The 12870-nt window shown below is 37.9% G+C and carries 11 protein-coding genes; 4 read left to right on the top strand and 7 right to left on the bottom strand.

Annotated elements, in window-relative coordinates; all coding sequences use genetic code 11:
• Window positions 1–239 precede the first annotated feature (239 nt).
• A complete protein-coding gene (locus tag IQ237_RS04870; protein ID WP_194052924.1) occupies window positions 240–1181 on the top strand; it encodes an N-acetylmuramoyl-L-alanine amidase in 942 nt (313 codons plus the stop codon).
• 73 nt (window positions 1182–1254) lie between these two features.
• Here IQ237_RS04870 and IQ237_RS04865 read toward each other — a convergent pair whose 3' ends face one another.
• Window positions 1255–2235 (bottom strand): CHAD domain-containing protein, encoded by a 981-nt coding sequence (locus IQ237_RS04865; RefSeq protein WP_194052922.1) that lies wholly within the window; start codon window positions 2233–2235, stop codon window positions 1255–1257.
• A gap of 734 nt (window positions 2236–2969) precedes the next feature.
• Window positions 2970–3374: an NIL domain-containing protein gene (locus IQ237_RS04860; RefSeq protein ID WP_194052920.1), complete on the bottom strand. Its 405-nt coding sequence runs from the start codon at window positions 3372–3374 to the stop codon at window positions 2970–2972.
• A 66-nt stretch (window positions 3375–3440) separates the two neighbouring features.
• Here IQ237_RS04860 and IQ237_RS04855 point away from each other — a divergent pair, with 66 nt between their 5' ends.
• Window positions 3441–4040, top strand: coding sequence for a thioredoxin family protein (locus IQ237_RS04855; protein ID WP_194052918.1), 600 nt, complete (start codon window positions 3441–3443; stop codon window positions 4038–4040).
• Window positions 4041–4093: 53 nt separating this feature from the next.
• On the opposite strand, the gene IQ237_RS04850 is transcribed toward IQ237_RS04855, so the two are convergent.
• Window positions 4094–4336: a DUF6737 family protein gene (locus IQ237_RS04850; protein ID WP_194052916.1), complete on the bottom strand. Its 243-nt coding sequence runs from the start codon at window positions 4334–4336 to the stop codon at window positions 4094–4096.
• Window positions 4337–4495: 159 nt separating this feature from the next.
• Here IQ237_RS04850 and IQ237_RS04845 point away from each other — a divergent pair, with 159 nt between their 5' ends.
• Complete coding sequence (locus IQ237_RS04845; RefSeq protein WP_194052914.1) at window positions 4496–5593, top strand: Gfo/Idh/MocA family protein; 1098 nt, start codon at window positions 4496–4498, stop codon at window positions 5591–5593.
• 222 nt (window positions 5594–5815) lie between these two features.
• On the top strand, window positions 5816–6574 hold the full coding sequence (locus tag IQ237_RS04840; protein WP_194052912.1) for a Uma2 family endonuclease: 759 nt from the start codon (window positions 5816–5818) through the stop codon (window positions 6572–6574).
• Window positions 6575–6777: 203 nt separating this feature from the next.
• On the opposite strand, the gene IQ237_RS04835 is transcribed toward IQ237_RS04840, so the two are convergent.
• From IQ237_RS04835 to IQ237_RS26110, 4 genes are all read right to left on the bottom strand, one after another.
• Window positions 6778–7944, bottom strand: coding sequence for an LptF/LptG family permease (locus tag IQ237_RS04835; protein WP_194052910.1), 1167 nt, complete (start codon window positions 7942–7944; stop codon window positions 6778–6780).
• A 591-nt stretch (window positions 7945–8535) separates the two neighbouring features.
• A complete protein-coding gene (locus IQ237_RS04830; protein ID WP_228019688.1) occupies window positions 8536–8973 on the bottom strand; it encodes a helix-turn-helix domain-containing protein in 438 nt (145 codons plus the stop codon).
• 95 nt (window positions 8974–9068) lie between these two features.
• A complete protein-coding gene (locus IQ237_RS04825; protein ID WP_194052908.1) occupies window positions 9069–9206 on the bottom strand; it encodes a hypothetical protein in 138 nt (45 codons plus the stop codon).
• A 179-nt stretch (window positions 9207–9385) separates the two neighbouring features.
• Entirely contained in the window at window positions 9386–12664 is a 3279-nt protein-coding gene (locus IQ237_RS26110; protein ID WP_228019685.1) for a bluetail domain-containing putative surface protein, read from the bottom strand.
• Window positions 12665–12870: the final 206 nt, after the last annotated feature.

Below are 12870 nucleotides of genomic sequence, written 5' to 3'. Positions count from 1 at the left end.
ACCTAAAGAGTACAATATCTCATTTGCCCATTGAGGCTGAAGGTAAGATATATTTACTTTTTTCACTGTATTGGGAAATTTACCAGTTACATTGTGATTACATAAATATCTAGTTACTGCCAATTTTGAGCAATTATGATATGTGATATCATGATTATGGTTTTTGACTAGAAAAAATCCCAAACAAGCCCATTTTCTTAATTAAATCTTTTCTGTTGAAAGTACGTTGAGGATACACCATGAAATTTGGAATTGATATGGGACATAATTGTCCTCCAGATACGGGAGCAAGAGGTATTAAATTTGAAGATAACTTAACTATGGAGGTGGGAAATAAAGTTATAGCTAAGTTAAAAAGCTTAGGACATGAAGCAATATCTTGTACACCAAATAGTGCTAGATCAGTCAGTCAATCTCTGGGTAGACGTTGTGATATAGCTAATAGAAACAGAGTTGATGTTTTTGTTTCTATTCATTTTAATGCCTTTAATGGGCGAGCTAATGGAACAGAAGTATTTGCTATGAGTGATGCTGGGAGAAAAATCGCCCAACCAGTATTAGATGAAATTATCAAGTTAGGATTTTTTAATCGCGGTGTCAAGAATGGTTCTCACCTGTACGTGATTAGAAATACAAATATGCCAGGTATTCTCATAGAATGTTGCTTTATTGATTCCGCGAAAGATATGCAACTCTATGATGGGGAAGCAATGGCCAATGCTATTGTTACAGGGTTAACTGGTAAAGTAGTATCTTCTCCTGTAAACATAGTGCGAGATGAGGAACAAAATACAGATACTTCTGTTCTCAGATTGCAACAAGCTTTAAATCGACTACAAATAACTGATAGAAATAATAGGCGTTTAGTCGAGGATAATATCATCGGACCATCCACAACTTCTGCTGTAGAGAAGTTTCAAAGAATTGTGGGAATTATTCCCAGTGGAATGGCAACTAGCACTACATGGAATGCCATTAATCAGATATTATCAAAACGATTAGTGCAAGGAAATCAAACCACAGGAGCAGTAATGAGATATATACAACATCGTGTAGGTACTGTTGCAGATGGTATTTATGGTCGCAATACAGAAGCGGCAATTAAGAGATTTCAACAGCAAAATGGTTTAACTGCTGATGGTATTATTGGTCCAATGACTTGGCAGAAATTAATAGGTTAATGAACAATTGAGAATTGATAGTTGATAGTTGATAATTAATAATTAATAATTAATAATTGTCAATTATCAATTGTCAATTATCAATTGATAAAGATGGCAATATTGTTAAATATAAATTCTGTCTCGTTTCTGGTTTTAAATATTGCTGTTGTAGTGGTTGCCACTGCTGCCATAATTGGTAACGATTGACAGCTAATAAAGTTATTAGACCACTTATTTGCTCGTTAATTTCTGACTTAAAGATATTTTCCAGCCACTCATTTAAAACCATGCTATCTTGCAGCATTCCCAAAATTTCTTGAATACTTTTTACCTGTGAAATATGTGTGGAAAAAGCTTCACCGTATAAATCAGTAAATAATTCCATTTGATAGCGAACTCTTTTAGCTTGTTTTCGCAAATCATGAAGAATTTTCCCTTGATTTTTCAGATTTTTTTCTAACTCTTCCGGTGTCCAGTTGCTTTGTACAACTACTTCTGAGTTTACAACTTGAGTACCAATCATCCATCCTGGATGCAATAATAATTTACTGACTTCGGGTAACAGTAAATCTGGTAGCACTTGCTGAATTGGCAAATGTGCTAATGGTTGATAACTAGGCTTTTCTAACCATTGTTGAAAATGATTTTTAAAAGATTTATAAGTTTCATCTTTCAATATTTTTTGCACCTGGGAAAAAGCAACTTCCCGTTGTTTGGCTAAAGTAGAAAAAGCTATCTCTAAAGATGCTTGTTCCTTGGGAAGTAAATGTGGTTTATAATTATTTTCCAGTATCTCTTTTAAGACATCCAAATCTCGGAGATTTCCTAGTATCCTGGCAATTTTACCAATATTTTTATCGCTGGCTGATTTGGGTAAATTTAAACATAGCTCAAAACGACTAACTGCTGTACGTAAACGACGCATTCCCACACGCATTTGGTGTAGTGCTTCTGGATCTTCGTCTTTTTTAACTGATTTTTCCCATTTTATGGTTTTGTGAAAGTGTTTTTCGATTGCTTGATATGCACAATCTCCTAGACTTTTGACTGTGGGTGTTGTGGCTAAGTTCATAGGTTATATCAATTCACTATCTCATCATATTTTTGCATCATAACATCACTGAAAAATTTACATCTATAATTTTGTACACTTTTTTAACAACATTTACTACTTGCTACTATTAGATTTATATCTAAGAGGATGTTTGAAAAGTTTGAAAAGTCTAACTTGGGCGATTAGAAATCACATCTACACAGACAAAACCTGCCTACGCAGGTTTCAAATCCTTAATTTTTCGTTAGTCCACTAGTGGACTTTGCTTGTGTAGTAGCGTTCGCCGTCAGGCGTGCCGGAGGCTCTATTATATTCGCCGAAAACTTTTAAGACAACCTCTAAAGATACTGGATATTTTTTTTCACTATGCTGATTTTATACGAATAGAAAAATAAAAAATGATATAATGATGCTGGTGCTAAAATTGAAATATGTAAGATTTTCTGGAAAATTTTGGTAACTAGGTAAAACTAATGAAATATAAGTTTTCCTAGATTAAAATTGCATAATTATGGCGGGCAAGATGCCCACACTACAAGATTTTGATCAAAACTTTTTTAAGTATAATCTCTTTATTAATACCAGGACTTACGCAAAAAGGAACGAAAGTAGGGGTAATTCATGAATTACCCCTACGCAAGAATAAGGTTTTCAGTCACATCTTGCGTAAGTCCTAAATACATTTAAATTATAGCCGTGTATAGGTTGGTTAAGAGATTAATTAAAATCAGCAAAATGAGCATTTTAGGATTTTAAAGATTGGTAGAAATAGCCTGTACCGGACAAGTAGGAATACATTGTTCACAGACAATACAACGCGATCGCGTAAATGTCAGTTGATATGTATCTGGGTTGAGAGAAAGAGCTTCCGTTGGACAAACTCCAGTACACAAACCACAGTCAACGCATAGATCATCATCAATGGCAATTTCACCTAAATTATGGGAAACACTGATGTGTTGCGATCGCATCCATTCAATAGCTGCATCTACTTGATCAATATCCCCCAATAATTCCACTACCAGTTTACCAATTTGATTCGGGGCTACCTGAGCGCGGATAATATTAGCAGCAACGTTAAAATCTTTTGCCAGTCGGTAAGTTACAGGCATTTGAATAGCACGTTTAGGAAAAGTCAAGGTGACTCGTTTTTTCATGGGTAAAAAACTGGGTTTTGCTAAACTAGATGATGAAACTGCTTAATAAGTCTTAATAAATAAATTATGAGTACAGATGCACCCATCAAGACTGGCGTTAATACTTCCACCACCCCTGGATCTACCTTTGGGAAACGTGTGAGAAACTTCCTCATTGTTATTGTAGCGATCGCCCTGAGTGCTGCGCTATTTTTAGGACTGCGAACCCAGACAACCTCAGTTTCCCTCACCGAACTAGATGCAGCATCCACACCCTTAGAAGTGGCAGTTAGCAATAATAAACCCAGTTTAGTAGAATTTTATGCTGATTGGTGTACAGTCTGTCAAAAAATGGCACCCGATATAGCCGAACTCAAACAACAATATGCTGACAAATTAAACTTTGTCATGCTGAATGTAGATAATAACAAATGGTTGCCAGAAATGCTCAAATATCGAGTTGATGGCATTCCTCACTTTGTATTTTTGGGTAAACAAGGAGAAAGTATAGCCGAAGCTATTGGTGACATCCCCCGTTCCATCATGTCTAGCAACTTAGAAGCTTTGGTGGCAGGTTCTCCTCTTCCCTACGCGCAAATGAGTGGTAAAACTTCCAAATTTTCCGCCCCAGTATCAACAAATAGTCAAGATGATCCCCGCAGTCATGGTAGCCAAGTGGTAAATTAATAGGTGACAGGTGACAGGTGACAGGTGACAGTCACAGAAGAAGTAATGGGTAATTACTCATTACTTTTTTGCTCTAAAATACCACTTTTAATCATCAATTTTGGCCAGATTAATAAAAAGAAACCCATCCAAATTAATACAGGGATAGCAACGATAATTGTCAACCAGGTAATTTTTAAAAGTTTAAATATAAACCAGCTACCGCTAATCAATGTTATACCTGTGAGGATAATTGACCAAGGTTGACACCACCAAGGTTTATAATTCCAAGGATTTATAAGCTGTTTTTCCGACATAGTTTTGCTATATTTTATGTTAAATTGTTTCCCATTGAGCTATTTATCCGTTTATTACCATAAGGGCTAAAGCCCAAACTAGGAACTTTTATTTTATTATAAATTTTCAAATTTTAGTACAATATTATAGGTAAATTTAGCAAAAATTCAAACATCAATATGATTGGGGTTGCAATTGTAGGTACTGGTTTTGGTCAAAAAGTTCATATTCCCGCATTTCAAGCACATCACAAAACCCAAATAACTGCGGTTTATCATCGAGATATCAACAAAGCAAAAACCATTGCAGAAAATAATAATATTCCTCATTTTAGTGATAACTTCACTGAAATTATCAATTTACCAGAAGTAGACGCTGTGAGTATTTCCACACCGCCATTTTTACATTATCAAATGGGGAAACAGGTATTAGAAGCTGGTAAACATCTGTTATTAGAAAAACCTGTAACTTTAAATGCAAACGAATCTAAAGAATTATATCAATTAGCAAAAGCTAAAAATGTAATTGCAACTGTAGATTTTGAATTTCGCTTTGTTCCTGCATGGCAATATTTTCATCAGTTGTTAAATACAAATTATGTGGGGAATATTCGGTTAATAAAAATTGACTGGTTAGGTTCTTCTCGCGCTGATACATCCCGCCCTTATAATTGGTATTCTCGTCAAGATCAAGGTGGTGGTGTATTAGGTTCTTTAGGTTCTCATGCTTTTGATTATATTAACTGGTTATTTGGACCAGTTAGTAAATTAAATGCTTATTTAAATACAGCCATTACCCAAAGAATTGATCCTGCCACTGGGGAATTAAAAGCAGTCAATACAGATGATAATTGTTTAATATCTTTGGAATTAGCAAATGGTACACCTTGCCAAGTTTCTATTAGTGCAGTAGTTCATGCACCTAGACCTCATTGGATAGAAGTTTATGGAGATAAAGGAACATTGGTTTTAGGAAGTGAAGAACAAAAAGATTATATTCACGGGTTTAAAGTTTGGGTTTCTCAAGTTGGGGGAAGTTTAACAGAAATGGAAATTCCTAAACAATTATTATTTCCTCAACATTATGCTGATGGTCGAATTTGTGCATTTTTAAGAGTTGTAGATCAATGGGTGACAGGAATTGAAACTCAAAAGGAGATTATACCATCTTTAAAAGAAGGGGTTTATTCTCAATTATTGATGGATTTATCTCATCAATCACATGATTCTAGAATGTGGGTAGATGTGCCAAGTTTAGGAGAGTTTTTAGCTGAATAACTGACTGTAGTGAGGAATTTATTCCTCATTGAATAACTGAAGTCCTTACTACTGATTGTAGTGATGAATTTATTCCTCATTTAAGAACTGAAGTCTTCACTACTGATTGTAGTGTAGTGAGGAATTTATTCCTCCTTGGAGGACTGAAGTCCTCACTACGAAAATAATAATAGATGAAATTCAGATGATAGAATAAAAATAAATCAAGTAAAGGTAACTTTTATGGCAACCCTACTCAGTGAAAGTAAATCACAGACGGGACTGGTTATCTCATGGGAAGCGTTACCCGATAATTTTCAACTAGAGGATGAACCAGTGGACAATACAGGACAACCACTTTTAGCAGGTGCTTTGTGTGAAAGTTTAGAAATCAGTGGATTTATTCAACCACAGATGTTAATTGCTGTCAATTTTGCTTTATGTGCCACATTAAATGAGCAATTTATCGCCAAAGCACCAGATTGGCTATATATACCTTCGGTTAAAGAAATATTACCAGGACGGAAAAGCTATACACCCCATTTAGAAGGGGATGTACCGGCTGTAGTTATGGAATTTTTGTCAGATAAAGACGGCGGAGAATATTCATTTAAACGTACCTATCCGCCGGGAAAATGGTTTTTTTATGAACAGATTTTGCAAGTTCCTATTTATATTATTTTTGATCCAGATGGAGGATTATTAGAATATTATCAACTGGAAAATGGACGTTATGAATTAAAGCAACCAGACGAAAATGGTCGTCATTGGATTGAGTCAATGGGACTATTTTTAGGAACTTGGCAAGGTACAAAAGAAGGTCGTACTGGCTATTGGTTGCGATGGTGGGATGAAACAGGTAATTTGTTACCTTGGGCTTTAGAACTGATTGAACAAGAACGTCAACGAACAGAACAGGAACGTCAGGAGAAAGAAAGGTTAATAGCTTATTTGCGATCGCAAGGAGTTGATCCTAATAATTTACCTACTGATTCTGAGTAAATTGGGTATGTAGATGTAGGTTGGGTTGACTTTAGGAAACCCAACATTGATCAGCTTTCATTGTTGAAAAAAATCAAATTAACCAGATAAATTCTATCAGTGCATGAAAAATTTTTCAATTTTATCCACAGATATGCTATAAACGCATTGAATTTCAACGTTTGCTAAACTAACGAGCAGTACGTTGAGTTTTATTATTGAAATCAACCTAGCAACTTAACAATTTTTTTTTGTAATAGATAAAAGCTGACACCAGTAGCAAATATATTTGGTAGCCAAATAGCAAAAATTGAGATATTTTCTGATAGTATTAAAGCATTTATCATAGCCTCAAATATTTTCATTAAGCCAATGATTACTAAAGTCAGGCTAAAACTATTATATTTAATTCTTGGTTGTAAATTAATTCCGATAGCCGAACCTAATAAACTAAAGACAATGCAAGAAATAGGTAAATTAAATCGTTTAAATAGATTAAGTTTTAACTTAATTATTTTAGTTGTATACCCTAATTTTTCGGCAACTAATAATCGTTGGTATATCTGAAATATATTCATTTCTCTATCATCTAACTTTTCTCTATCTAGTTGAAATTGCCGAGATATATTAGGTAAATCAATCATCAATTTTTCAAATTTAATTGCTTCACCATAAGAACCATCTGGATTAATTATACTTTTTACACCATCATAAAAATAAAAACATTTTTTGTAGTCATACAATGCAGCAAATTTAGAGTTTATAATTACTTTTAATCCCTGGGTGTCTCTAATTAATAAAGTAACATTGCTCATTTTGCCATTGCTGAATTTTTCTGCATAAAATAAGTATTTAAGATACTTATTTTTATTTGATATTTTCTGCTCATTTATTTTTGCTAATTCCTGATAAACAACATCATCATTTTTCAGACTTTCTCGGTTGATATTCATCAATGATTCCAGGGTAATAGCAGCTTTATAGTTAGTAGCAGGAACGATAAAATCATTGCCTATAAATAATATTAATCCAATAATAATACTAAGGTTAATAACTGGAGATAGCAATTTATATAAACTCACTCCACAGCTTTGTAAAGCAATAATTTCACTGGTGTTTGATAATTTATTGTAAACTAATATTGTGGTCATTAAAATAGAAATTGGTGCAGAAATAACAATAAACTCAGGTAGTTTAAGAATATGCAAATATATTAAGTCATTAAAAGATATTTGTTGATTAAAGAGGAAGTTAAATTGCTCAAATGATATACCAATTGATTCTGTTACTACGGTAACAATAATAATATTAAATAATAAAATGGGAATAATTTCAGAAATTAAATATCGTTCTAGTAATGATAATTGAGTAACAATATTTATTTTTTTCATTTATTATTTTGCCGGTTATGTAGTTACAGCGATTGAGGAAATTTTGATATACATATATTAATGATAAAAATTTTGCGGTGCGCGTATTCATCTTATTTTTGGAAATGTTGGGTTTCGCTATCGCTCTACCCAACCTACGACTTGATAAAATCGGTCTGTTATTTACAGCAGATTCCTTTGTTATGAGGTACAGTCTAATCTTCTTGTTTCTTGAATTTTACCTTGTGTCTTAAAATCAAGTGTGCCTCATTACACCGGGAAATGCTGTATAACCCACATTCCGCACCCCCCAGTGTCACAAGCGGTAATTTCGGATTTTTGAATACCTTTGATGATAATTTTGATACAAAATGTTCTAAATCTTAGGTGGCGATAGCGAAGCGCTGCTGCAAGCAGTTCGCTAATCTCAAATCCTCAAACGACCATTTTTCGTTGTGTGACAGTTTAGGGTGCGGAAGGTGGGTTATAAATTTGGATGTTTTGTATCAACTACCGATAAAATTAAGTGCCTGTCGAGCAGCTGACATGACCTCAGATGTACAATTAGCATAAGAACGTGAACCTATGGCAAATAAACCTCTACAATTATTTCTATCTAAGGAGAATTTCATAAGTTTTCAGCCAACCAATTACGGGTACTTTTACCTTTCTGTAGTCAATTTTTATTGACCCATCTAAGGTAAAAGAATCATGTCTCCCTTTTTTCTTAAACTTAGGAAATCCTTTACTTTTTTTAAAGAAGGCTTTCAAGGCATCTGAGAGATATCTTAATGCGTATTGAGGGGCGCATTTGGATACTTCATAATACCAAGGATGGGTAGATTTAATGGCTGCTACTAACCATTTATGTAAATCTATGGCTGTGGGAAATTTAATCTTTTCTTGAGGATTAAGTTTGTTATGTAATAATACCTGCTGACAAAGTGCTAATCCTTGATTCCAAGCGTGACTAGCTACTCCTGCGTGTTGTGCCAGTAGTAGTAGTTGTTGCTTGTTAACCTTGAGTTGGGTCTTGAATCCTAGTAACATACAAGTATTTTACTGTAATTCTGTCATCAAGAGCAGATGAGTGTAAATTTTGAGCAAATGTTAGTATTTGTTAGTATTAGTTAAGAAAACAGTAACTAGCTACTAACCCTTAGCGCCCAGGCAACTAAATACTCATCTAAGGGTTGATTGCCTTTATTTGTGACAACTTTACTCAAGACATCTCGCAGAGATTCAAAGGTAGCAGCCGCCAGTGAGAAATATAGCCAAGTCATGGAGTTTAAGAGATTAGTAAATATTAGATGGTGCGGAATGTGGGTAATAAGTGGTGTTAGGTTTCCTTTTGTCAACCCAACCTAAAAGTTTTTAAACCACTTCTTAGGTTGGGATCAAGAAATTTTAGGGTGATTTGGGTTAAACTGACTACCAAATCACAGAAGGATAGCTTAGGCGCTTAGATAAAGAAGCTACTAACAGCAATAGTACCCAAAGCTGGTAATGTACCAGTGTATCCTGTGATATTTACCAATAGGTCATTACTAGATTGGAAACCAGCCACACCATCATTAATGACTAAATAAGTCCCGGCAATACCGGAAGTTGTGGCACTGACTAAAGCTGCACTATTTACCCCTAAAGCCTGATTACCAGTTAATGCTCCATTAGCATCAATAAATACACTATTGACCATATTTGCTAAGGTAGTGGCTGTACTATTAGCCGCACGAGTGAAGGCAGTAGGAGCATTCATAGCTCCACCGGAGGAGGTCAACAGGTCAATTTTATCACTGCCGATGGCAAAGTCGGTAATCCGGTCTGCTCCTGATAGTAGGGATTGTCCAAATTGGAAAACGAAGATATCACTTCCTACTCCTCCTGTGAGAGTATCATTACCTAAACCACCATTGAGGGTGTTATTGCCACTATTACCAGTGAGGGTGTTATTCAAATTATTACCCGTACCATTAATATTGCTGCTTCCTGTCAAGGTCAGGTTTTCCACATTATTAGGTAAGGTATAGGAAATAGATGCGTTGACTAAATCAGTTCCTGCGTTGAGAGCTTCGGTAACAATGTCACCTACATGATTAACGGTATAAGTATCGTTGCCGGCAAGTCCGATCAAGGTATCTGCACCAGTTGTACCGATTAAGGTGTCAGCGTTAGTAGTACCAGTAAAGGGATCATCATTGGTAATTGTCCCTGTGACTGCATTTGTTGTAGCAATGGTGTAACCATTTCCGGATGCTAAAGTCAGGGCAACGGTTTCATCACTTTCTACCGTAGTATCAGCAGTGGGGTCAACTGTAACTGTAGCAGTGGATGAACCAGCAGCGAAGGTGACGGTTTTGGTGGTGCCTGCGGTGGCAATTCCTGTATAATCAGTTCCTAGTGTGGCAGTTCCGCCGACTGTATAGTTGACGGTCAGGGCATTACTAGTAACTCCCGTGCGGGTGAAGGTGTAAATTAGGTTGGACGTTCCATCTTCGGTGACGGTGGCAGGAGCCACTGCCAGGGTGATGGTGGGTGTTGGTGATAAAGGAACCAGGCGATCGTCATTAAACGGGTCTGCGAAGGCGACCACCCCACTACTCAGTTTATTGGACACCCAACTGCTGTCCCCTCCATAGGTAGAGTACCCCCAGGTAACAACGGAACCATCGCCCTTCAGCGCAGCAAATGCCGCGTCAGTGGAGAAAATCTGGGTGACACCTGATGCCAACTGACTGCTCACACTACTGCTGCTCCCTCCATTAGTGGAGTCCCCCCAGGTAACAACAGACCCATTGCTCTTTAACGCCGCAAATGCCGCGTCAGTGGAGAAAATCTGGGTGACACCTGATGCCAACTGACTGCTCACACTACTGCTGCTCCCTCCATTAGTGGAGTTCCCCCAGGTAACAACAGACCCATCGCTCTTTAACGCTGCAAATGCCGCGTCAGTGGAGAAAATCTGGGTGACACCTGATGCCAGCTGACTGCTCACACTACTGCTGTCCCCTCCATAGCTGGAGTGCCCCCAGGTAACAACAGAACCATCGCTCTTTAACGCCGCAAATGCCGCGTCAGTGGAGAAAATCTGGGTGACACCTGATGCCAGCTGACTGCTTACACTACTGCTCCTACCCCCATAAAGCGAATGTCCCCAGGTAACGACAGAACCATTGCTCTTTAGCGCTGCAAAGGCAGTACCAGTGGAGAAAATATGGGTGACTCCAGAAGTCAATTGGTTGGCTACCCTGCTGCTGTTCCCTCCTGTCAGGTAACCACCCCAGGTAACAACGGAACCATTGCTTTTTAATGCTGCAAAGGCATTACCAGTGGAGAAAATATGGGTGACACCCATCTGACTGCCCACATCACTGCTATTCCCCCAGTATCCCCAGGTAACAACAGAACCATCGCTCCTGAGGGCTGCAAAGGCTTTTCCATTGGAAAAGATTTGGGTGACTCCAGAAGTCAATTGGTTGGCTACCCTGCTGCTGTCCCCTCCATAAGCTGAACTTCCCCAGGTAACAACAGAACCATCGCTCTTTAACGCCGCAAAGGCACGCTCAGCGCAGAAAATATGGGTGACTCCAGAAGTCAGTCGGCTGGCTACAGTGCTACTGTTTCCGCCATAGGTGGAGTCCCCCCAGGTAACAACAGACCCATTGCTCTTTAACGCTGCAAAGGCACGCTCAGTGGAGAAAATCTGAGTCACTCCACCACTGAGGCGACTGGCCACCCCACTGCTATCGCCACCCCAGGAAGAAACTCCCCAAGTGACGACGGAGCCGTCGCTCTTCAACGCTGCAAAGGCACCATTATTACGATACTCATGCCGAGTTCTGCCCGGAGAGGCGGGAGCAATGGGGGTGCGGGTGACTGTTCCGGGGGACACGTCGTTGTCCAAAATCGTTCCAGTTACTGCACTGGTAGTACCCACTGAGTATCCTGTCCCTGCTGCTAAGGTCAGTGCTACCGTTTCATTACCATCACTAACCACATCCGAATTGGGATCTAGCGTGAGAATGGCTACACTAGACCCTGCTGCAAAGGTAACGCTACCCGTAGAACTGCCAAAGCTGGTGGCACCGCGTTGCACATAGTCGCTGTTGAAGGTGGCAGTTCCACTTACGTTGAAGTTAACAGTTAGGGAATTGGTAGTATCCCCGGTGCGGGTGAAAGTATAGAATAGGTTTTGTGATCCATCTTCCGTAACTGTGTTGGGTGAGGTGAGGGATAGACTCACGGTGGGGTTGTTATACTCTACTTCTAGTTTTTGACCATTTACTTCTAGCCAACCTCTATCATCTTCAGTCTTTAATTGTGCTAATACACCGGGAGATAATACCTCACCCTGTACTAGTGCCGCAAAAATCGCCCCCTCATCTCCCACGCTATCCACCTGATTGATTTGAGCATCCACATAATGCCCAATTTCTTCTAAAATCACATTAACTATCGCGGATGAGGAAGCTGTATTTAAAAAGGAATCTGATAAATAAATCTTATTCTTGCTGCTGGCATAAGCACCATTCGCTGTCCCCAAAACTTCACCACTCACTACCTCAATTGAGGGAAGTTGACTGAAATCTCGACTTTGCCACTGCTGTAGTAATTCTGTAGCCTTGATAACATCATAACTTGTGCCAAAAGCCGTTTGCCAGTTCCCCCAAAACCCATCAGATTGAGCAAAATTGAACAAAATATCGTAAACAGCAGAAGGAATGAGCAACAAATTTTTCATAGTAATCTCCTTAATTACTGAGATGTTACACACCTAAATCCAATAATCCTGATGTTGTTTTTGTGATGCGGGCATTTTGCCCGCAAAAGCTATACAAACTAAATGCACACTAAATGCACAAAATCTTAAAACCTAAAATAAAAACTTATAGACATTAGGTTGGAGTGAAGAAAAACCCAATATCACCCAACCTACAGGCGATCGCT

The organism is Sphaerospermopsis sp. LEGE 08334, assembly GCF_015207205.1.
Taxonomy (GTDB): Bacteria; Cyanobacteriota; Cyanobacteriia; order Cyanobacteriales; family Nostocaceae; genus Sphaerospermopsis.
This window is presented reverse-complemented; position numbering and strand designations above follow the sequence as displayed.

Coding starts and splice junctions, on each gene's coding strand:
- IQ237_RS04850 (WP_194052916.1), bottom strand. CDS start 4,336: ATGTCGGAAAAACAGCTTATAAATCCTTGGAATTATAAACCTTGGTGG.
- IQ237_RS04835 (WP_194052910.1), bottom strand. CDS start 7,944: ATGAAAAAAATAAATATTGTTACTCAATTATCATTACTAGAACGATAT.
- IQ237_RS04860 (WP_194052920.1), bottom strand. CDS start 3,374: ATGAAAAAACGAGTCACCTTGACTTTTCCTAAACGTGCTATTCAAATG.
- IQ237_RS04845 (WP_194052914.1), top strand. CDS start 4,496: ATGATTGGGGTTGCAATTGTAGGTACTGGTTTTGGTCAAAAAGTTCAT.
- IQ237_RS04870 (WP_194052924.1), top strand. CDS start 240: ATGAAATTTGGAATTGATATGGGACATAATTGTCCTCCAGATACGGGA.
- IQ237_RS26110 (WP_228019685.1), bottom strand. CDS start 12,664: ATGAAAAATTTGTTGCTCATTCCTTCTGCTGTTTACGATATTTTGTTC.
- IQ237_RS04855 (WP_194052918.1), top strand. CDS start 3,441: ATGAGTACAGATGCACCCATCAAGACTGGCGTTAATACTTCCACCACC.
- IQ237_RS04825 (WP_194052908.1), bottom strand. CDS start 9,206: ATGACTTGGCTATATTTCTCACTGGCGGCTGCTACCTTTGAATCTCTG.
- IQ237_RS04830 (WP_228019688.1), bottom strand. CDS start 8,973: ATGTTACTAGGATTCAAGACCCAACTCAAGGTTAACAAGCAACAACTA.
- IQ237_RS04840 (WP_194052912.1), top strand. CDS start 5,816: ATGGCAACCCTACTCAGTGAAAGTAAATCACAGACGGGACTGGTTATC.
- IQ237_RS04865 (WP_194052922.1), bottom strand. CDS start 2,235: ATGAACTTAGCCACAACACCCACAGTCAAAAGTCTAGGAGATTGTGCA.